This window comes from Saccharopolyspora sp. NPDC049357 (assembly GCF_040677225.1).
Lineage (GTDB): Bacteria > Actinomycetota > Actinomycetes > Mycobacteriales > Pseudonocardiaceae > Saccharopolyspora.
The window spans coordinates 28,218-49,176 of the sequence record NZ_JBFAQJ010000046.1 but is presented as its reverse complement, the minus strand read 5'-3'; the positions used below and the strand labels follow the sequence as shown (position 1 = coordinate 49,176).

17 protein-coding genes are annotated in these 20,959 nt (G+C 69.8%); 6 read left to right on the top strand and 11 right to left on the bottom strand.

All coding sequences use genetic code 11. The features are described 5' to 3' along the window. Window positions 1-79 precede the first annotated feature (79 nt). Window positions 80-1,315: a styrene monooxygenase/indole monooxygenase family protein gene (locus AB0J91_RS28255; RefSeq protein ID WP_363874723.1), complete on the bottom strand. Its 1,236-nt coding sequence runs from the start codon at window positions 1,313-1,315 to the stop codon at window positions 80-82. A 279-nt stretch (window positions 1,316-1,594) separates the two neighbouring features. Next, window positions 1,595-2,833, bottom strand: a complete 1,239-nt coding sequence (gene mshC, locus AB0J91_RS28250) for a cysteine--1-D-myo-inosityl 2-amino-2-deoxy-alpha-D-glucopyranoside ligase (protein ID WP_363874721.1) — start codon at window positions 2,831-2,833, stop codon at window positions 1,595-1,597. 342 nt (window positions 2,834-3,175) lie between these two features. Between mshC and AB0J91_RS28245 the strand changes: the two genes are divergently transcribed. The 3 genes from AB0J91_RS28245 to AB0J91_RS28235 are packed head-to-tail and all read left to right on the top strand — an operon-like array spanning window position 3,176 to window position 6,014. Continuing rightward, window positions 3,176-4,201, top strand: a complete 1,026-nt coding sequence (locus AB0J91_RS28245; RefSeq protein WP_363874719.1) for a betaine/proline/choline family ABC transporter ATP-binding protein — start codon at window positions 3,176-3,178, stop codon at window positions 4,199-4,201. Window position 4,202: 1 nt separating this feature from the next. Further along, window positions 4,203-5,093 (top strand): ABC transporter permease subunit, encoded by an 891-nt coding sequence (locus AB0J91_RS28240; RefSeq protein ID WP_363874717.1) that lies wholly within the window; start codon window positions 4,203-4,205, stop codon window positions 5,091-5,093. 57 nt (window positions 5,094-5,150) lie between these two features. Beyond that, window positions 5,151-6,014, top strand: coding sequence for a glycine betaine ABC transporter substrate-binding protein (locus AB0J91_RS28235; RefSeq protein WP_363874715.1), 864 nt, complete (start codon window positions 5,151-5,153; stop codon window positions 6,012-6,014). A 445-nt stretch (window positions 6,015-6,459) separates the two neighbouring features. Here AB0J91_RS28235 and AB0J91_RS28230 read toward each other — a convergent pair whose 3' ends face one another. Both AB0J91_RS28230 and AB0J91_RS28225 read right to left on the bottom strand, forming a co-directional pair. Continuing rightward, complete coding sequence (locus AB0J91_RS28230; RefSeq protein WP_363874713.1) at window positions 6,460-8,412, bottom strand: VWA domain-containing protein; 1,953 nt, start codon at window positions 8,410-8,412, stop codon at window positions 6,460-6,462. Continuing rightward, window positions 8,412-9,812: an ATP-binding protein gene (locus tag AB0J91_RS28225; RefSeq protein WP_363874710.1), complete on the bottom strand. Its 1,401-nt coding sequence runs from the start codon at window positions 9,810-9,812 to the stop codon at window positions 8,412-8,414. The genes AB0J91_RS28230 and AB0J91_RS28225 overlap by 1 nt, the downstream gene beginning before the upstream one ends. Before the next feature lie 120 nt (window positions 9,813-9,932). Here AB0J91_RS28225 and AB0J91_RS28220 point away from each other — a divergent pair, with 120 nt between their 5' ends. After that, window positions 9,933-11,174, top strand: coding sequence for a serine hydrolase domain-containing protein (locus tag AB0J91_RS28220; RefSeq protein ID WP_363874733.1), 1,242 nt, complete (start codon window positions 9,933-9,935; stop codon window positions 11,172-11,174). Between the two features lie 209 nt (window positions 11,175-11,383). Here the strand turns inward: AB0J91_RS28220 and AB0J91_RS28215 are convergent, their stop codons facing one another. Both AB0J91_RS28215 and AB0J91_RS28210 read right to left on the bottom strand, forming a co-directional pair. After that, on the bottom strand, window positions 11,384-12,184 hold the full coding sequence (locus AB0J91_RS28215; RefSeq protein WP_363874707.1) for an SCO1664 family protein: 801 nt from the start codon (window positions 12,182-12,184) through the stop codon (window positions 11,384-11,386). 5 nt (window positions 12,185-12,189) lie between these two features. Further along, window positions 12,190-12,756: a DUF3090 domain-containing protein gene (locus AB0J91_RS28210; RefSeq protein WP_363786623.1), complete on the bottom strand. Its 567-nt coding sequence runs from the start codon at window positions 12,754-12,756 to the stop codon at window positions 12,190-12,192. Window positions 12,757-12,976: 220 nt separating this feature from the next. Here AB0J91_RS28210 and AB0J91_RS28205 point away from each other — a divergent pair, with 220 nt between their 5' ends. Both AB0J91_RS28205 and AB0J91_RS28200 read left to right on the top strand, forming a co-directional pair. Beyond that, entirely contained in the window at window positions 12,977-13,909 is a 933-nt protein-coding gene (locus AB0J91_RS28205; protein WP_363874704.1) for an LD-carboxypeptidase, read from the top strand. A 36-nt stretch (window positions 13,910-13,945) separates the two neighbouring features. After that, entirely contained in the window at window positions 13,946-14,587 is a 642-nt protein-coding gene (locus AB0J91_RS28200; protein WP_363874701.1) for a uridine kinase, read from the top strand. Between the two features lie 60 nt (window positions 14,588-14,647). On the opposite strand, the gene AB0J91_RS28195 is transcribed toward AB0J91_RS28200, so the two are convergent. The 5 genes from AB0J91_RS28195 to AB0J91_RS28175 all read right to left on the bottom strand — a co-directional run bounded on the left by AB0J91_RS28195 (window position 14,648) and on the right by AB0J91_RS28175 (window position 20,913). Next, a complete protein-coding gene (locus AB0J91_RS28195) occupies window positions 14,648-16,228 on the bottom strand; it encodes an ABC transporter ATP-binding protein (protein ID WP_363874698.1) in 1,581 nt (526 codons plus the stop codon). Continuing rightward, a complete protein-coding gene (locus tag AB0J91_RS28190; RefSeq protein ID WP_363874695.1) occupies window positions 16,225-17,124 on the bottom strand; it encodes an ABC transporter permease in 900 nt (299 codons plus the stop codon). The genes AB0J91_RS28195 and AB0J91_RS28190 overlap by 4 nt, the downstream gene beginning before the upstream one ends. After that, window positions 17,121-18,149, bottom strand: a complete 1,029-nt coding sequence (locus AB0J91_RS28185) for an ABC transporter permease (RefSeq protein ID WP_363874730.1) — start codon at window positions 18,147-18,149, stop codon at window positions 17,121-17,123. Before AB0J91_RS28185 ends, AB0J91_RS28190 begins: the two co-directional genes overlap by 4 nt. A 13-nt stretch (window positions 18,150-18,162) precedes the next feature. Beyond that, the gene (locus AB0J91_RS28180; protein ID WP_363874692.1) at window positions 18,163-19,956 is read right to left on the bottom strand and encodes an ABC transporter substrate-binding protein; all 1,794 of its coding nucleotides are present in this window, start codon (window positions 19,954-19,956) and stop codon (window positions 18,163-18,165) included. A 234-nt stretch (window positions 19,957-20,190) separates the two neighbouring features. Then, complete coding sequence (locus AB0J91_RS28175; protein ID WP_363874689.1) at window positions 20,191-20,913, bottom strand: Imm1 family immunity protein; 723 nt, start codon at window positions 20,911-20,913, stop codon at window positions 20,191-20,193. Window positions 20,914-20,959 lie beyond the last annotated feature (46 nt).

The window sequence follows — 20,959 nt, the reverse complement described above, 5'->3', positions numbered from 1 at the left end:
ACCGCCTTCTGCAGCTCGGAGTCGTCGGAGACGACCTCCAGGCCGCGAGCCGCGACGACCTGCGGTCGACCGTTTCATCTCAGGCGGCGGAGCACTCGGCGATGAAGGCGCCGGCGGCGTTCGGGTCCAGGAACCACGAGGCCATGTCGTCGGGGTTGGCGAAGCCGTCGGCGAAGCGCTCGCCGACCGCGGGCAGCTTCGCGGCCGCCCCGAAGATGTCGAGCACGTGCGGGGGCGGCGGCTGCAGCGCGGCGTTGGCCCAGGACGTGACGTGCTGGGCGAAGTCCCAGTAGCTGTCGAACGTGCGCTGCATCCAGCCCCGGTCGAAAGCGCCGTCACCGCGGGCGAGGATGCTCTCCAGGTAGATCTGCGCACTCTGGCAGGCGGCGTTGGAGCCCTGCCCGGTGACCGGGTCGTTGAGCACCACGCTGTCGCCGAGACCGAGCACCAGGCGGCCCGAGGGAAGCTGCCCGATCGGTTCGCTGACGGTCGGCGTCACCGCGCCGGCCAGCGTCCCGCCCTCGTCGGTGAGTTCGGCGTCGGCGAACCGCTCGTGCTCCCACGGGCAGTGCTCGCGCAGCAGGCCGAGCATCCGCTCCCACTGCCGCTGCGGCTCGGGCCGGTCGCCGAAGGCGTCCAGCGGACCACCGGGAACGCCTTCCAGCAGCAGGATTTCGCAGGCGCCGTCGAGCGTGTGCCCGGGGTAGCTGATGACCTCGCCGATGCCGGCGAGCGCGTTGAAGCGGGCGGCGGAGGAGTCGTCCGGGTCGCTGGGGTTGTGCGCGCCGCGCACGTAGGCGACCGAGAGCTCGCGCTGCGGTGCGGTGTAGGGCGAGCGCCGCGCGTCGCGCTCGAACAGCGAACCGAGCTCGCCCTTGCCGGCCGCGACCACGACGAGGTTGAAGTCGGGCGCCAGCTCGTCCAGTTCTGCCACCGAAAGCCGGCGGTGGTCGATCGTGCCACCGCGCTCGGCGAACAGTTCGAGCCAGGCGGGCATCTTCACGCGCTGGTCGATCGACAGCGCGTAGTCCTTCAGCGGCGCCATCCAGTCGATGACCCGCTCCCCTCCCGGGTTCGCGACCGACACGCGCAGACCGGTGAGCCGGGGCGCGGTGTCGTCCCACAGGCCCAGTCCGTGCCGCCTTTCGATCTCCAGCGTCCGGTAGTACATCGACTGCGTCGACATGACACGTCCGCTCCGGATCTGCTCCGGCGTCCGAGCCGAGATCAACGTGACGTCGTAGCGCTCGGCCTGCAGCGTGAGCGCCAGCTGCAGCCCCGCCTGCCCGGCTCCGACGATCAGCACTCTCCGCATGCTTCCCCGGCCACCTCTCGAGTGTCCCCATCTTCGGAAATCTGGGCCCACGGCGACATTTCGGACGAACGTCGTCGCTCCCCGTGATGACGCGACGATCAAATCAAACCCGTTCAGACCCTGTCCACGGACGGCGGAACCTCGTGTTGATCAAGCGCAGATCAGCGCTCCCGCGCTGTTCAATTTCCGTTTTTGCCAGAGCGGTGCCGGAACGCGAAGAAGGGTGACCGGGAGCCCTCGACGGACTTCCCGATCACCCTTCGCTGATGTCGCAGGAGGTTAGAGCTCGACTCCGAGCAGGGCGTCCACCGCCGTGCGGATCAGGGCCGGTGCGCCCTGGTCGTCACCGCCGGTCACCAGCGCCGACTCCACCCAGGCGTCGACCGCGCGGAGCGCGCCCGAGGTGTCCAGGTCGTCCGACAGCGCGGCGCGCAGCCCCGCGATCGCCTCGGCCGCCGCCGGACCGGAGGTCAGCGCGACCGCCTCCCGCCAGCGGGCCAACCGCGCGGCACCGGCCGTGAGCGCATCCGCGGTCCAGGAGCGGTCCTGGCGGTAGTGGCCGTCCAGCAGCGCCAGCCGGATCGCCATCGGATCCACCCGGTCCCCGCGCAGCCGCGAGACGAACACCAGGTTCCCGCGCGACTTGGACATCTTCTCGCCGTCCAGCCCGATCATGCCGGAGTGCACGTAGTGCTTGGCGAACGGGAAGTCGCCGGAGAGCGCCTCGGCGTGCGCGGCGCTGAACTCGTGGTGCGGGAAGATCAGGTCCGAGCCACCGCCCTGCACGTCGAACCCGAGCCCGAGGCGGTTCAGCGCGATCACCGAGCACTCCAGGTGCCACCCGGGACGGCCCGCGCCAAGCTCGGAGTCCCAGGACGGCTCGCCCGGCCGGGCCATCCGCCACAGCAGCGCGTCCAGCGGGTGCTCCTTGCCCGGCCGGTCCGGGTCTCCGCCGCGCTCGGCGAAGAAGGTGTTCATGGTGGCCTCGTCGTAGTTCGACTCGGAGCCGAACCTGCCGGTGGCCTGGTGCCGGAAGTAGATGTCCGGGTACTCGCCGTCATCGGCCCGGTAGGCGGCACCGGAGGCCAGCAGCTTCCCCACGGCCTCGACGATCTCCGGGATGGACTCCACGGCGCCGATGAAGTCCGCGGGAGGCAGCACCCGCAGCGCCTCCATGTCCTCCCGGAACAGCGCGGTCTCGCGCATCGCCAGGACGACCCAGTCCTCGTTGTCCCGCTCGGCCCGCTCCAGCAGCGGGTCGTCGATGTCGGTGACGTTCTGCACGTAGTGGACCTGGTGACCGTTGTCCAGCCACACCCGGTGGATCAGGTCGAACGCCAGGTAGGTCGCGGCGTGGCCGAGGTGCGTGGCGTCGTACGGGGTGATGCCGCAGACGTACATCCGCGCTTCGGGCCCGGGTTCGGTGGGCCTGACCTCACCGGCGGAGGTGTCGAACAGCTGAAGTGGACGTGGGGTGCCTTCCACCTCGGGGACGGAAACCGATGACCAGGGTTGCATGCATCCGACCTTAAACGTCCCCGTCGACCCGGTGCCGCCATGTGGACCATCGCCCGTATCACATGTTGGGATCCCGCGATGGGCAGATCTTGTCCGGAAATACCCGCATTCGGTTTCATCCTTCCCGACCCGGGCGCCTCGCGGTGCTGTACCGATTTTCGGATTCCCTTCGATAACGAGCCTCCGCAGTCCTGGCCGAAAAGTGGGATTATGCGTTCTGGAACTAGCCGTATATCCAGGTCAAGCGGGCCACACCAGCCACAGGAGAGCACGCGAGAGCAATCGCGGAACAAATGCGAGATCGACGATTTTCGCCGAGCTGAAAAACGCTGGAGGCGATCGGTGAATTCGGTACGCGTGGAACGGCTGTACAAGATTTTCGGGCCGCAACCGGCCGAGAAGGTCCGACGCCTCGAGCAGGGCGCCGATCCGGCGGACCTCGAGGCCGAGGGGACGACCGCCGCCGTCGTGGACGCCTCCTTCTCCGTCGCCGAGGGCGAGACCTTCGTCGTGATGGGCCTGTCCGGCTCGGGCAAGTCGACCCTGATCCGGATGCTCAACGGGCTGCTCACGCCCACCTCCGGGCAGGTGTTCGTCGACGACACCGACATCACCGCGATGTCGCCCCGAGAGGTGCGCACCATGCGCCAGCAGAAGATGAGCATGGTCTTCCAGCACTTCGCGCTGTTCCCGCACCGCACGGTGCTGGACAACGCCGGGTACGGGCTCAAGATCCGCGGAACCGACAAGGACGAGATCGCCGAGCGGGCCCGCGAGGCGCTGAGCATGGTCGGCCTCGAAGGCTGGGAGGAGCGCTACCCCGCGCAGCTCTCCGGCGGCATGCGCCAGCGCGTCGGACTCGCCCGCGCGCTGGCCGCGCACACCGACGTGCTGCTGATGGACGAGGCCTTCAGCGCGCTGGACCCGCTGATCAAGCGCGAGATGCAGGACCAGCTGCTGGACCTCAACGCCCAGCTCAGCAAGACGATCATCTTCATCACCCACGACCTCAACGAGGCGATGCGCCTCGGCGACAGGATCGCGGTGATGCGGGCGGGCCGGATCGTGCAGATCGGCGATTCGGAGCAGATCCTGCGCGAGCCCGCCGACGACTACGTGGCCAAGTTCGTCCAGGACGTCGACCGCAGCCGGGTGCTCACCGCCGGCTCCATCTCCGATCCCACCATCAGCGCCCCGGATGGCGTCCAGCCCGTCGAGGCGAGCACGCCGTTGAAGGACCTGTTCGCCCGGATCGGCGAGAGCGGGACGGTGCCCGTGGTGGACGCGCAGCAACAGGTGATCGGGGCGGTGACACCGCAGGCGGTGTTCGCCGCGCTGAGCCACCGGGCCGAGCTCGAGGAGGCCTGAGATGACCGCGCTGTTCCCGACCCAGTTCGAGCTTCCGCGGGTGCCCGTCGGCGACTGGTTCAGCACCGCCGTCGAGTGGCTCAACGACAACATCGGGCCGCTGTTCGACTTCATCGACCTGCTGGTCAAGTCCGCGGTCGCAGGCCTGAGCTTCGCGCTGACCTGGCTGCCGGACCTGGTGATGGTGCTGGTGTTCACCGCCCTGGCGCTGTGGCTGCGCAGCTGGCGCTTCGCCCTGTTCAGCCTCATCGGGTTCGGGCTGATGGTCAGCATCGAGGAGTTCGAACCGGCGATGGAGACGCTGAGCCTGGTGCTGGTCTCCAGCGTGCTGGCGGTGCTCATCGGCATCCCGGTCGGGATCCTGGCCGCGCGCAACCGGCACGTGAGCAACGTGGTGCGGCCGGTGCTGGACCTGATGCAGACCTTGCCCGCGTTCGTCTACCTGGTCCCGGTGATCGTGTTCTTCAACATCGGCGTGGTGCCCGGCGTGGTCGCCACGGTGATCTTCTCGCTGCCGCCCGGTGTGCGGCTCACCGAGCTGGGCATCCGGCAGGTCGACACCGAGGTGGTCGAGGCGGGCGAAGCGTTCGGCGCTCCCGCTCGGCAGATCCTCACCGGCATCCAGCTTCCGCTGGCCATGCCGTCGATCATGGCCGGCATCAACCAGGTGATCATGCTGTCGCTGTCGATGGTGGTCATCGCCGGCATGGTCGGCGCTCCTGGGCTGGGCACCAACATCTACGAGGCGGTGACCCGGGTCCAGCTCGGCCAGGGCTTCGAGGCCGGGCTGGCGGTGGTGATCCTCGCGGTCTACCTGGACCGGACCACCGCGGTGCTGTCGGACCGCTCGCCGGTCGCGCGGGCGGAACGCAAAGCGGCGAAGACCGGCTGAGGCCGGTCGCCGCGGAAAGGCAGGTTGTCAATGTTGCGCACGAGATCGAGGCGGCTGGTGGCGCTTCTGGCCGCGCTCGCCGCGCTGGTGATGGTCGTCGCCGGGTGCGGCGGCCGGGAGGCGCAGACCGGCCAGGAAGCCAAGCAGATCAACATCGGCTACATCGCGTGGGACGAGGACATCGCCGTCACCTACCTCTACAAGGAGTTGCTGGAGCGGCGCGGTTACACCGTCAACATCACCGAGCTGGAAGCCGGACCGATCTACGCCGGGCTGGCCCAGGGCAACCCGGACCTGTTCCTGGACGGGTGGCTGCCGGCCACGCACGAGGACTACTGGAAGCAGTACGGCCCGCAGCTGGAGGACCTGGGCGTGTGGTACGACCAGGCCACTCTCAACATCGCCGTGCCCAACTACATGACCGACGTCAACTCGATCGCCGATCTCAAGGGCAAGGGCGCCGAGCTCAACGGGACCGTCACCGGGATCGACCCCGGCGCCGGGCTGAGCCGCACCACCAAGGAGGCGCTGCCGGCGTACGGCCTGCAGAACGAGTTCACCCTGCAGACCTCCTCGACGACGGCGATGCTCGCCGCGCTGCAGAAGGCGACCGACGAGAGGCAGCCGATCGTCGTGACGCTGTGGCACCCGCACTGGGCCTACGCCCGCTACCCCATCAAGGACCTGCAGGATCCGATGGGAGCGATGGGCGCTGCCGAGCAGATCCACGCCATCGGGCGCAAGGGGTTCAGCCAGGACTTCCCCGAGGTCACCGACATGGTCAAGAAGTTCAAGCTGACCGATCAGCAGCTGGCCGGGCTGGAGAACGAGATCAACAGCGCGGCCAAGGGCCAGGAGCAGGCGGCGGCGAAGAAGTGGGCCGACGCGAACCCGGACGTGATCAGGTCGTTCGCGGGCTGAGGCACCGCTTTTCGGTGGCCGGTGGGAGCTTCCCGCCGGCCACTTCCGCGTTGCTGTGATCCCCTGCGGCGGGTGCGGGCCGTCGGCGGACGGGCCGGTCGCAGTCGTCAAACCGCTTCCCGACCGCGGCCCCTTGCTCCACGGCCGGTGAATGGCGCTGGATCGCAGCGGCTTTCAGCACGATCACCGGATCGTGCGATGGCGATTCGCTCGCATTTTCGAATCGCCGGGTGCACCATTGACACATGAGTTCGAACATGACGTCCCACCCCAGAAACGCCCGATCGACGATCCGCCGTCTCCTCCCACGACGAAACGACGGAGAACCAAAGCCAGCCTGACCGCTGGTGTTCGACAACCGGTGGCCGATGCCACCTCTCGCCCCGACGCGCCCCAGCAGCGCTTGTTCTTTGAGAACTCCAGAGTGGGAAAACCAGCGGACCGCTCAACGACGGCGCTTGGTTCGGAGGTAGTCACCGACGACCGCCGCACCGAGCCCGTCGGAATCCGGGGCGAGGACCCGGCCTCCGCCGCGCTTGGCGACGACGTCGACGAACGCGGTGAGGCTGGGGTCCTCCCCCAGCATGAACACGCTCAGGGTGGTGCCCAACCGCTGCAACGCGTCCACTTCGGACAACGTGACGCTGAGCGTGTGCGCACTGGGCGGGTACTGGAACACCGCTTCACCATCCGGTTCCAGGTGCGCGGTGGGTTCGCCGTCGGTGATCACCAGCACCACCGGCTGCGCGTCCGAGTTCCTGCGCAGGTGCCGGCCCGCCAGCAGCAGCGCGTGGTGCAGGTTCGTGCCCTGCTCCCACACGCCTTCCAACGCAGCGAGCTCGCCGACGTCCACAGTGGACGCGTAGCGGCCGAAGGTGACCAGCTGCAGGGCGTCCGAGCGGAACCGCGTCGCGACCAGGTGGTGCAGCGCCAGGGCGGTGCGCTTCATCGGCACCCACCGGCCGTCCTGCACCATCGACCACGAGGTGTCCACGCACAGCACCACCGCCGAGCGGGACCGCTGCTCGGTCTCGGAGACCTCCAGGTCGGAGATGTCGAGCATCGGCGAGGTCTCGCCCTCGGCCGCGCGGCGCAGCACCGCGTTGCGGACCGTGCGGACCGCGTCCCAGGGCTCCGCGTCGCCGTAGGTCCACGGCCGGGTCGTGCCGGTCAGCTCACCGGCAGCGCCCGCGCGGTCGGTGTCGCGCTCTCCCCTGCGGGTCCGCAGCTGCGAGACGACCGACCGCAGCGCGTTCTCGCCGAGCCTGCGCATCGCGCGGGGGCTCAACCGCAGGCTGCCGTCCGGTGCGCGCTGCAGCAGCCCCTGGTCGCGCAGCTGACGCTCGATGTCGGACAGGCGCTGGGCGTCGACCACGGCCTGCGGGCCGAGCTGGCGCTGGAGGGCCTCCAGGTCGATGTCCTCCAGGCTCGCGCCCGGGTAGGACTGACCCAGCTGCTCGGCCAGTCGGTCCATCTCGCCCAGTTCGGCCATCGCCGCGGTGGCCTCGGCCATGCCCATCGGCTGGTCGCCGCGGAAGCGCGCCCGGCCGTTCCAGTCCTCACCGGGCCGCAGCCCCTGCAGCTGGCGGTCGATCTGCTGCAACGCCTGCGCGACGCGGGGATCGCCGAAAGCCTGCTGGGACAACGCCATCAACTCGTTGCGCTGCTGCTCGCTCATCGAGTTGAGCATCCGCTGCGCGGCCGCCGACCGGGCCGCCAAGGCGTCGATCAGCTCGTCGACGTCGCGCGGGTTCTCCGGGAAGAACTCGCCGTGCCGGCCCATGAACTCGTCGAACTTCGACTGGATGTCCTCATCACCGCGGGCGTGCGCGGCGAGCAGGTTCGACAGGTCGTCGAGCATCTCGCGCACCCGCTCGACGTCCTCCGGTGAGACCTGCTGCATGGCCTCCTTCATGCCCGCGAAGCGCTGTTCGAGGACTTCGGTGCCCAGCATCTGCCGGATCTCCTCGAACGTCTCGCGGGCTTCGGAGGAACGCCAGTCGTACTCCGACAGCTCGTTGACCTGACCGGCCACGTCGGGCGGCAGGGCGCTCAACTGCAGTTCGCGGAACCGGGCGTCCTCGCTCGCATCTGCCGCAAGCGCCAATCGCTCCTGCTCCAGCGCGCTCTCCAGAAACCTGCGGACTTCGGAGATCGTGCCGTCCAGCCGGTGCCTGCGCTGCATCTCGCTGCGGCGCTGCCACAACCGCCGGGTCAGCTCGTCCAGGCCCGCCGAATCCCGGGTGCCGGTGCGCAGCAGCTCCTCCAGCGCCGAGCGCGGAGAGGCCCCCTCCATCACGTCCCGGCCGATCTGGTCGAGCGCCTCGCGCAGGTCGACCGGTGGCTGCAGCGGGTCCGGCCCGCCGTGCCACGCCGAGTACCGGTAGCGGGGACTCATCAGCTGTACACCGAGCGGTCGTCGTCGGAGTCCTTGCCCAGCCGCTTGGCCAGGTACAGCGACTCCAGGGCCAGCTCCACCGCGCTGGCGATGCGACCCGGCGGATCCTCCGCGCGCACCCCGGCGCGTTCGGCGACCTGGTGCAGCACCGGGAGTTCCGGGAGCGCGGTGAGCACGTCCTTGCCCGCGATCTGCTCGCCGGTGGCAACCGGGTGGCCGTCCACCACGGCATCGGCCAGCGACTGGAGGTCCAGGCCCGCGAACAGGCCCCGCGCGGTGTCGGCGACGGACCGGCGCAGCAGGTAGCCGAGCAGCTCGTCCTCGCGGCCCTCCTCACCGGCCTCGAACTCGATCTTGCCGCGCAGCACGGCGGGCACCGCCGCGAGGTCGACCGGTCGCGCCACGGCCGGTTCCTCCCCGGTCAGCGCCGACCGGTGCAGCGCAGCGGCGGCGACGGTCTCGGCGGCGGCGATGGCGAACCGGGCGGACACGCCCGAGCGCTGGTCCACGGCGCTGGATTCGCGCAGGTGGTCCACGAACCGGGCCAGCACCTCCAGCAGGTGGTCACCGACCTCGGCGGGCAAGTCCGCTTCCTGGCGCATCAACGACACCTCGTCGTCGATCTCCATCGGGTAGTGCGTGCGGATCTCGGCGCCGAAGCGGTCCTTGAGCGGGGTGATGATGCGCCCGCGGTTGGTGTAGTCCTCGGGGTTCGCCGTGGCGACCAGCAGCACGTCCAGCGGCAGCCGCAGGCTGTAGCCGCGGATCTGGATGTCGCGCTCCTCCATCACGTTCAGCAGCGCGACCTGGATCCGCTCCGCCAGGTCAGGGAGCTCGTTGATCGTCACGATGCCGCGGTGCGCGCGCGGAACGAGTCCATAGTGGATGGTCTCGGGGTCGCCCAGCGAACGTCCCTCGGCGACCTTGACCGGATCGACGTCGCCGACCAGGTCACCGACCGAGGTGTCCGGGGTGGCCAGCTTCTCGACGTAGCGATCATCGCGGTGCCGCCAGGTCACCGGCAGATCGTCGCCCAGTTCGGCGGCGCGGCGCAGCGACGCGGGCGTGATCGGCTGCAGCGGGTGCTCGCCCAGTTCGGAACCCTCGATGACCGGGGTCCATTCGTCCAGCAACGCGTGCAGACCGCGCAGCAGCCGGGTCTTGCCCTGCCCGCGCTCACCGAGCAGCACCACGTCGTGCCCTGCGATCAGGGCGCGTTCCAGCTGCGGCAGCACGGTCCGGTCGAAACCGACGATGCCGGACCAAAGCGCTTGCCCGGAGCGCAGCGAGGTCAGCAGGTTCGCGCGCATCTCCGCCTTGATGCTGCGAGGGTCGTGGCCGCTGTTCCGCAGCTCCCCCGCCGTGCGGGGCAGCCCTGGAGGTGGGGTCGGGTTCGTCACGCCTACGACGCTACTCCGCAGGAAACGTGAACGCCGCCACTGCGGCCAGGATTTCCAATGCTGGACCGGAGGAGTAGAAAACTCCAGGTAACGTCATGTCGCACAACGCGGTAGGAGGCCCTGGTGGCTCTGGAAATCGAGGTGGATCCCGGGGAGGTCGGCTTCGACGCGGCCCGGCTGCAGCGGATCGATCAGCACTTCGAGAACTACGTCACGACGGGCAAGCTGCCCGGCTGGCTGGCGCTCGTCGCGCGCCGGGGCAAGATCGCGCACCTGTCCACGCACGGCATGCGGGACGTCGAAAGCGGCAAACCGGTTGAGACGGACACGCTCTTCCGCATCTACTCGATGACCAAGCCGATCACCTCGGTCGCGGCCATGATGCTCTACGAGGAAGGCGCTTTCGAGCTCACCGACCCGGTCAGCGACTTCATCCCGTCGTTCGCCGATCTGAGCGTCTACACCGGAGGCCCGGCGCGCAATCCGCAGACCCGGCCGGCCACCGAGCCGATGCGGATCTGGCACCTGCTCACCCACACCGCAGGGCTCACCTACGCGTTCAACTACCTGCACCCGCTCGACGAGCTGCACCGCCGAGCCGGATTCGAGTTCGGCATGGCGCCGGACCTGGACCTGGCGGCGTGCTGCGACGCCTGGGCCGAGATCCCGCTGCTGTTCGACCCGGGCACCCGCTGGAACTACTCGGTGGCCACGGACGTGCTGGGCCGGGTCGTGGAGGTCGCCTCCGGGCAGCCCCTCGACGAGTTCTTCCGCACCCGCATCCTGGACCCGCTGGGCATGACCGACACCGGCTTCCAGGTCGCCGCTTCCGACGCCGACCGGCTCGCCTCGCTGTACGCGGCGGACCCGCAGGGCAAGGCGCGACTGCACCCCAAGCACGAGCAGATGTACGACACCGCGTTTCAGCCGCCCAAGGCCCCTTCCGGCGGCGGCGGACTGTTCTCCTCGGCCCGGGACTACCACCGCTTCACGCAGATGCTGCTGCGTCGCGGAGAGCTGGACGGCGTGCGACTGCTCGGCGCGCGCACGGTCGACTTCATGACCCGCAACCACCTGCCCGGCGGCGCCGACCTGGAGACCCTGGCCATGGGCGCGTTCTCCGAGGTCGCAAACGCGGGCAAGGGCTTCGGCCTGGGGTTCTCGGTGGTCGACGACCCGCTCGCGGCCAAGGTGCTCAGCTCGAAGGGCGAGTTCGCCTGGGGAGGCCTGGCCAGCACGGCCTTCTGGGTCGACCCCGCCGAAGACCTCACGGTCCTGTTCCTGACCCAGCTGATGCCCTCCAGCACTCACCCGATCAGGCCTTACCTACACCAACTCGTCTACCAGGCATTGGTGGACTGAGGATCATCATTTTCCAGTGATTGCTTTGCCCGGCGGTCCGGGTGGCGGAACCTGACACGCCTTCTGGACTCCGTGCGCCACGACTGATGTATGTCCAATACACGGCGTCGCGGCGTACTCGCCAGAAGACGTGTCAGAACCCGCGGCGGTGCCGGCTGAGTCCCACACTTGGAACAGCGGCTACCGCCACGCAAGACGATCACGGAGCTCTAAAAAGCAGGCCAAGGGATCGCGGGCCAGTCGCCGGAGGGTTCCGGGAAGACTCCGGCGTCGAGCAGCCGGTCGATGCGGGTGCTGACCGCGTGCACTTCCTTGATCGTGAGGTGCTCGGACAGCTGTTCGGCGAGGTCGCCCTCCATGAGCGCCCGGACCTCGCCGAGCCGCTCGAGCTCCGCTTCCGGAACGGCCTCGCCGATCCAGCCCCACAGCACGGTGCGCAGCTTGTCGTCGGTGTTGAGGCTGATGCCGTGGTCGACGCCCAGCACGCGGCCGTCGGGGGCGCGCAGGATGTGCCCGCCCTTGCGGTCGGCGTTGTTGATCACGATGTCGAGCACCGCCAGCCGTCGCAGCTGCTCGTGGTCGGCGTGGGCGAGCACCACCGGATCACCGTCGGGGTCCTGCGCCCGCAGCACCTGCCGCCAGCCATCGCGCACCTCGCTGGGGTGCGTGATGTCGACCAGCTGCGCGTCCTCGTCGGCGACCTCGTCGATCCACAGCTGCACCATGCCCGGCCCGAACGGCCCGTTGCGCAGCAGCGTCGGCGGGATCAGGTTCCAGCCGGTGGCCTCCGACAGCAGGTAGGCCGACACCTCGCGGCCGGCCAGCGTGCCGTCGGGGAAGTCCCACAGCGGGCGCTCGCCGCGCACCGGCTTGTAGACGCACTCACCCGAGACGCCGTCGAGTTCGACCGAGCAGAACAGCGTCGCGTTCGACGCCTCCACGAGGCGGCCCTGGATCTCCAGATGCCCGTGCCGCAGCAGCTCGCAGTTCGCGGGCTCCTCGACGGCCACGTGCCTCAGACCTCTTCCGAGCGGCGGTAGCCGTTCTGGCGGGGGCAGATGTGCCCGGCCGGGTCGAGCGGTTCGCTGCACAGCGGGCAGGGCTTGCGGCCGGCGTTGATGACCCGTTCGGCGCGTTCGGCGAAGGCCCGGGCGTGCACCGGGCTGAGGAACACGCGCAGCGCGTCGGGCCCCTCCTCGGTGTCGTCGAGCACCACGGACTCGTCGATCTCCTCTTCGGTGACCGCGAGCAGCTCGACGACGACGGCCTCGGACTCGGCGTCCCAGCCCAGCCCCATGGTGCCGACGCGGAACTCCTCGTCGACCGGCACCGTGAGCGGTTCGCTGTCGACGAGGTCCTCGGGCGTGTGGCCGGGCAGGTCAGCGTCGAACCGGCGCTGCACCTCGTCCAGGAGCGCGCCGATTCGCTCGGCGAGGACCGAGACCTGTTGCTTTTCCAATTGCACGCTCACCGTGCGGACGTCCTCGGACGCCTGCAGGTAGAAGGTGCGCTCACCGGGTTCCCCGACCGTTCCGGCGACGAATCGGTCGGGTTGGCGGAAGACGTGGATGACACGAGCCATGACCCCTCCGACATTAGGCCACCGAGTGCTCGTCCTGCGCGGCTGGCCCCCGTTTTGTACATCACCTTTCCGCACAACGCGGTGACCTGCGACGAACAGTCCCCTCGGGACGACGTTCGAGCCGTGTTCGCTGTAGGTGAACTGCGGCGCGGTGCGCTGACTGCCGATACCCTCGCGACAAGATCAGGGGTGTTCGAACGGACTCGGATGGAGCACGCCGATGAGCATGCGCGAACTGACCCGGCCGCCGAGGCTGCAGCGAGGCGACACGGTGGCGCTGGTCGCCCCGGCCGGGCCGGTGCCCGAAGAGCTGCTGGAGGCCGGGCTCGCCCAGCTGCGCGCCTGGGAGCTCGACGTCCGCGTCGGCAAGCACGTCCTGGACCGCCACCCCCGCCTGGACTACCTGGCGGGCACCGACGCGGACCGCGCGGCCGACCTGCAGGAGGCGTGGTGCGACCCGCAGGTCTCGGCGGTGTTCTGCGCCCGCGGGGGCTACGGCTGCCTGCGCATGATCGACCACCTGGACTTCGCCGAGCTGGCCGAGGCGGGCCCGAAGATCCTGGTCGGCTCCAGCGACGTCACCGCGCTGCACGAGGTCTTCGCCGCCGAGCTCGGGCTGGCCACGATCTTCGCCCCGATGGTGGCGACCAGGGCGTTCGCCCACGACGAGAAGGCGCGCGGCCACCTGCGACGCACCCTGTTCGAGCCGCAGGGCGTGACCATACTGACCGGTCGCAGCGCGCGGACCATGGTGCCCGGGCGCGCGTTGGGCGTGACCTACGGCGGCAACCTGAGCCTGCTCGCGGGTTCGCTGGGAGCGGGCGTGGCGGCGCGGCCACCGGATCGCGGCATCGCACTGCTGGAGGACGTCACCGAGGAGCCCTACCGCCTGGACCGCTTCCTGATCCAGCTGATCCGGGCCGGGTTCTTCCAAGGCGCCACCGGGATCGCGCTGGGCTCGTGGACCGACTGCGGCCCGGTGGACGAGGTGTACGCGATGCTGGAGAACCTGCTGGGCGGCCTCGGCGTACCGATCCTCTGGGACCTGGGCTTCGGCCACTGCGAAGCCCAGCGCACGGTTCCCCTCGGCGTCGCGGCGGAGCTCGACGCCGACGCCCAACGCCTCTCCATCCTCCAGCCGGCGCTGCGCTGAGCACGAGTGCGGGACCGCGCTTGATAGCTTCGGGAGGTGCGTGTCCGCCCGATCTCCCCGCAAGCCCTGGTCGACGAGGTGGTGGAGCGCGTTGACGCCATCGCGGGACGGTGGGCCCGGGTGGCCGTCGACGGTGCTCCGGCCGCAGGCACCGGGGATCTCGCCGATCGCCTGGTCTCGCCGCTGAGGGAACGCGGTCGCGAAGCGGTCCGGGTGCGTGCGACGGACTACCTGCGCCCGGCCTCGGTGCGCCTGGAGCACGGCCACCACGACCCGGATTCCTACTACCTGTCCTGGTTCGACACCACGGGGCTGGCCCGCGAGGTCCTCACCCCGCTGGCCGCGAACGGCACCGGGCAGGTGCTGCCCGCGCTGTGGGACCCGGAGGCGGACCGCTCCCCTCGCCTGGACCGCGTGGCACTGCCGGAACGAGGTGCGGCCATCGTGGACGGACCGCTGCTGCAGGGCGTCGGACTCGACTTCGACCTCGTCGTGCACCTGTGGCTCTCCGACGCCGCGCTCCACCGCCACACACCGGAGGACCAGCGCTGGACGCTGCCCGCGTTCAAGCGCTACGCCGAGGAGGTCGACCCCACCGCGCTGGCCGACCTCGTGGTCCGCGTCGATCACCCCGACCGGCCCGCGATCATCGACAGCTTCGACCAGGAGCGGCGGTAGCCGCTGCTTCAGGCGCGGACCGCCTCGGGTTCCGCCACGCACAACGAGCCCGGGGAGTTCTCAGGCCACGCGCCGGGTCGTGGTCGGCACCGCCGCCAGGAGCGTCTTGGTGTAGTCGTGCTGCGGATCGAGCAGGACCTGCTCGACGGTGCCGAGCTCGACGATCTCGCCCTGGTACATGACCGCGACGCGGTCGGCGATGTTCCAGGCGAGACCGAGGTCGTGGGTGATGACCAGCGTCGACAGGCCCTTGTCCACGCGCAGCCGGAGCAGCAGCGAGAGGATCTCGCCGCGCACCGTGGCGTCGAGCGAGGCGACCGGCTCGTCGGCGATGAGGACCTCCGGCTCCAGCACCAGGGCACCCGCGATGACGACGCGCTGGCGCTGACCGCCCGAGAGCTCCTGCGGGAAGCGGGAGAAGAACTTCTCCGCCGGTCGCAGTTCCGCGGCCTCCAGGGCGGCGGTCACCCGGCCGACCTCGTCGTCGGTGATGCCGTGGATCCGCAAGCCCTCGGCGACCGCCTCGTAGACGGTGTGCCGCGGGTTGAGGGCACCGGTGGGGTCCTGCAGGACCAGCTGGACCTTGCGGCGGTAGTCGCGCAGCGCCGCAGCTCCGGTGGGCAGCGGAACACCGTCGAACCGGACCGCACCGGAGGTGGGGCGCTGCAGGCCGAGCAGCGTGCGCGCCAGCGTGGTCTTGCCGGAGCCGGACTGCCCGACCAGCGCCACGATCTCGTTGGCGCCGACCGCGAGGTCCACCCCGCGCACCGCGCGCACGGCCTGACCGGATCGGCTGCGGAAGGTCACCGCGACGCCGTCCGCCGACAGCAGCGCCTCACCAGCGGACCCGCCCCCGGTGAGGCGGAAGCTCGGATCGCCCACCGCGGGGAAGGCATCGGCCAAAGCCCTGCTGTGCTCGTGCTGCGGTCGGCTCATGACCTGCTCGGCCGGCCCGTGCTCGACGACCTCGCCCCGGTACATCACCGCCAGCCGGGAGCAGGTCGCGGACAGCACAGACAGGTCGTGGCTGATCATGACCAGCGCGATGCCGCGCTCGGAGACCAGGCGCTTGAGCAGGTCCAGCACCTGCGCCTGCACCACCACGTCCAGCGCCGTGGTGGGTTCGTCGGCGATGACCAGGCGGGGTTCGCAGGCCAGCGCCATGGCGATCATGACGCGCTGCTTCTGCCCGCCGGAGAGCTCGTGCGGGTAGGCCCCGGCGCGGTCGGCGGGCAGCTCGACCTGGGCCAGCAGCTCGCCGACCCGCTCGCTCAGGTCGCCCTTGCCGCCGTGCAGCCGGATCGGCTCGGCGATCTGATCGCCGATGGTGCGCACCGGGTTCAGCGCGTGCATCGCCCCCTGGAACACCACCGAGGCACCGGCCCAGCGGACCGCGCGCAACCGGCCGAAGCTCATCTCGCGGACGTCCTCGCCGTCGAGCAGCACCTCGCCGTCGACGCGCGTGGTGCGCGGCAGCAACCGCAGCACCGACATCGCCAGGCTCGTCTTGCCGCAGCCCGACTCCCCGGCCAGGCCGAGGGTTTCGCCCGGTTCCAGGCTCAGGTTCACCCCGGACACGGCGGGCTCGTCGGCGCCGCCGTAGGTGATCGACACGTCGCGCAGTTGCAGAATCGGACTCAACGTCGCCCCCGCAGCCTCGGGTTGAACACCGCTTCCAGAGCCCGGCCGCACAGCGTGAAACCGAGCACCACCAACACGATTCCCAGGCCGGGCGGCAGCAGGTACCACCAAGCGCCGCCGGTGACCGCGCCGGTGTCCATCGCCGACTTCAGCATCGTGCCCCACGAGACCCGGCTGGGGTCGCCCAGACCGAGGAAGGACAGCGTGGATTCGGAGATGATCGAGCTGGCCACCGACAGGGTGGTGTTCGCGAACACCAGCGGCAGCACGGCGGGCAGCACGTGCTTGAAGATGACGTGCCCGTGCCCGGCTCCGAGCGCGCGGGAGCGCTCGATGTAGGGGCGGGCCTCGATGGTCAGCGTCTGGGCGCGCACGACCCGGGCCGTGTGCGGCCACGAGGTGACGCCGATGGCGAGCACGATCGTCCACAGCCCGCGTTCGAGCACCGTGGACAGCGCGATGGCCAGCACCAGCGAGGGCAGCACCAGGAAGAAGTCGGTGAACCGCAGCAGGATTCGCGAGGTCCAGCCACCGAAGTGCGCTGCGGCCACCCCGACCAGCGCACCGATCAGCACCGACAGGATCGCCGCCGACAACCCGACGACCAGCGAGACGCGAGCGCCCCACCAGGTCAGCAGCAGCACGGAACGGCCGGATTCGTCGGTGCCCAAGGGGTATTCGGCGCTGGGTGCCTGCAGCGCTGCGCCGGTCGCGCGGGTGACGTCCAGCCCGGTGGAGTCGGTGAGCAGCGGCGCCAGCAGTGCCAGCAGCACGATCGCTGCCAGCACCACCAGGCCCACCAGCCCGGCGCGGTCGGCGCGGAAGACCCGCCAGCCCTCGGCGAGGCTCGCCTTCCGCCGGGCGCGCACGACCTGGGACGCGGTGGGGGCGGTCATGATTCACGCACCCGCGGATCGATGACCCGGTAGAGCAGGTCTGCCAGCACGTTCATGACCACCACGCTTCCCGCCAGCACGATGAAGATCCCCTGCAGCAGGGGCAGGTCGGGCACCCGCAGGGCTTCGTAGGTCAGCAGTCCCAGGCCGGGCCAGGAGAACACCGTCTCCACCGTGATGGCACCGGCGACCACCAGCCCCAGCCGCAGGAAGATCAGCGTCACCGTGGGCAGCAGCGCGTTGGGCACGGCGTGCCTGCTGCGGACCAGGTCCTCGCGAAGCCCCTTGGCGCGGGCGGTGGTCAGGTAGTCCTCGCCCATCTCCTCCAGCAGCGAGGAACGCATCACCATCAGGTACTCGGCGTAGATGACCGCGAGCATCGTCAGCACCGGGAGCACCATGTGGTGCGCGACGTCGAGGATCTGCGGCAGGAGTTCCGGGGGCGTGTCGGGGTCGGAGATGCCGCCGACCGGGAACAGTCCGGGGATCGGGCCGACTCCGACGCCGAAGGCCATCAGCACGATCAGGCCGAGCCAGAACGTCGGCACCGACCACAGCGCCAGCGCCACCGAGCTGGTGGCCTTGTCGAAGGCGCCACCGTGCTTCCACGCCGCGCGCGAACCCATCCACAGGCCCAGCACGATGGCCAGCACCGTGGCCGTTCCGACCAGCAGCACGGTCGGCCCGATGCGCTGCAGGATCAGTTCGCCGACCGGTCGGCTGTAGGTGTAGGAGGTGCCGAGGTCACCGCGCAGCAGGTTGCCGAGGAAGTCCAGGAACTGCTTCCACAGCGGCTGATCGAGACCGAGCCGTTCGCGCAGGTCCGCGATCTGCTGCGCCGTCATCGGAGCGCCGCGGGTCATGGTGCGCACCGGGTCTCCGGGCATCACGCGGAACAGGAAGAAGCCGAGGACGGCGACCAGCAGCAGGCTCACCAGCCCACCGCCGATCTTGCCGCCGACGTAGCGCAGGAGCCGGCCACCGTTGCCGGTGGCCGGTTCCTGGTCGTCCACAGTGGTCAGCAGGTCCGACACGCGGTCACTCCCGGTCGTCCGCGGTGGCGCGGCGCCGCACGGCGACCCCCACTCCCACCAGCACGATCACCACGACGAGCCCGCCGAGTCCCCAGGCAACGGCGGTGTAGTTCGTGCCGTCAGAGCCGCTGATCGCCTTGTCGGTGGGCTCGGCGCCGTAGTAGCCCCAGTAGCCCTGCTGACCGGTGATCACGCCTTCTGCCGCCGGCTGCGTCGTGAAGCCGCTGTACCGGTCGGTGCGGTACGCCTCCAGCGAGTTGGCGTAGTACAGCACCAGCCCTGTCGCCTGGTCGTAGAACCGGGACTGCAGCTGCTTGACCAGGTCGACCCGCTTCGCCGGGTCGAACTCGGCGAGCTGCTTGCCGTACAGGTCGTCGTAGGCCGGGTCGCACTGCAGCGTGTCCGGGGTTCCGTTGCCGTCGGGAGTCGGGCGGGCGCCGCAGGTCTGCAGGCGCAGCACGTAGTCCGGGTCGGGGTTGGCCGACCAGCCGCTGATGACCATGTCGAAGTCACCGGCGGTGGTGCGGTCGTTGAGCTGGTTGTCCGACACGGGCTGCAGCTCGACGTTGATGCCCACGTCGGCGAGCCAGCGCTTGACGAACTCGCCGACCTGCGAGTCGGCGGCTTCGTCGCCGTGCAGCACGAAGTCGAAGTTCAGCGGTTCGCCCTGCGGCGTGCGGCGGGTGCCGTCGGGCCCGCGGGTGTACCCGGCCTCGTCGAGCCTCCGGTTGGCGGCGGCCGGGTCGAATCCGCGCGGCTGCGGCGGTGTCCAGTGGTAGTCGCCGAAGATCGGCGGCAGGTATCCCCCGCCCAACTGCCCGTAACCGCCGAGAACCCGGTCGACGAGGGCCTTGCGGTCGATGGCGAGATCGATGGCCTGCCGAACCCGGACGTCCTTGAGCGCGGGGTGCCCGCTGCCGATCGGCTGGTTCTCGCTGTTGGTGGCGCCGGGGTTGAGGATCATCTCGTAGAACCGGCGACCTTGGCCCTTGACCTGCTTGATGTCGGCTTCGCCCTCCAGCGCGTCGAACTGCGCGGGGGTGAGCTTCTGGACGACGTCGAGGTCGCCCTTGCGCAGCGCCTGCACGGCGGCGTCGCTGTTCTTGAACTGGGTGAACTGCACCTCGGCGACCTTCGGCGCGCCCCGCCAGAAGTTCGGGTTGGCGGTGAGCGTGACGTCCTGCTCCGGCCGGTAACCGGTGAGCACGTAGGGGCCGCTGCCGACGACCGGCATCTGGTCGTTGGCGAAGTTCTCCACGTCGGCAACCTTGGACCACACGTGTTCGGGCACGATCGGGGCGTCGATGGCCAGCATCGTGGCCTGCGGCGTCTTGGTGCGGATGACCAGCGTGGAGTCGTCCGGGGCGGAGACCTGGTCGAAGTTCTCCACGAAGTTGCCGTTGGCGGTCGCCGCGGCCGGGTCGGTCATCATCCGGTTGTAGGTGTAGGCGGCGTCCCGCGCCGTCACCGGCCGACCGTCGGACCACGTGACCCCGGGCCGGATGTGGAAGGTCCAGGTGAGCTTGTCCGGTGTGGACTCCCACCGCTCCGCGAGCTCCGGTTCCACGCCGAAGTCGTTGGTGCTGTAAGTGGTCAGCGTCGGGTAGATCGCCCGGAAGATGTCCGTGGCGGCCAACGTGTAACCGAGGAACGGGTTGAGCGAGTCGATCTGCTGCTGCAGTCCGACGCGCAGCGTGGCGCCCTGTGGGCGGTCCCCGTTCTCCTGTGCCGACGCCGGTGCGGGCAGCAACGAGCCGACCAGCAACGCGACCCCCAGCGCGACGAGTCGTCTGCGCACGTGTGGCCCCCTTCGTCCTCGCGCGAATGGAAAGAAGGAACCACCTTTTCCTGCTGTTAGTCAATGCTTAACCGCGGGTTGTCGCGAACCCGCGTCACGCTCGGGCACGAACCAGTCACCCGAACGCCGCGGATCGGGCAGGCGAACCCACGAGGGCGGCACCGCCGCGCGTTCGGACACGTCGCGACGGGCGAGTTCCGCTACGGCGCGCGAAACGCCCCCAGTCGCTCGGTTTTACAGGTCACCCCAGCGGGCCGGTTGCCACTGCACGCATTCGGGCTTGGCTCCGGTTCGGGTGAATTCGTCCAGGGCGGCGCGAAGTTCGCGGAACGACAGCACGGCGTTGCGCGGGAACTTCAGCGTGCTGCCCGCGTCGAAGGGCAGCGCGGGCGCGTCCCCCGACGGCTGCGGGTTGCAGGTGTGCCAGGAGAGCATGTCGCCTTCGACGTCCTCTTCGGTGAAGTTGAGGACGCCGAGCTCGTTCTCGACATCGGTGACGATTCGGATCTGCTCGTACGGACCGGGCGCTTCGGGATCGGCGTGCGGCCTGTCCCAGACGTAGATGTGCCCGGCGCCCTCACCGGGCGAGCGCAGCAGCTTGTCGACGAGTTCGGCCTTGTCGTCCTCGTTCTGGGCGAAGTGCCGTTCACCGTCGATGACCGCGGTGGTGACGGTGACGCCGAGTTCGGTGTTGCGGGCACCGACGGCCTCGGCACGCAGACCTTCCAGGCAGGTCTTGGCCTCGGTCAACGCCCTCATCGCCGCCCCCTGGTGGTACACCAGATCACCCCAGTACGGGTGGCCGAGGACCTTGTTGAGGTCGTCGTAGACGGCGCGGGTGTCTTCGATCAGCTTGTCCAGGGCGTCGACCGGTACATCGGTCAGACGCGCGAAAACCACCGCGGGCGGTTCCAGCGGTGCGTGCGGGTCGGGCTCGTCCTGTGCTGGATTCGACATGCCTTCCCTGCATCCACTTCGATCACGGGTACCAGCGGGGGCACCC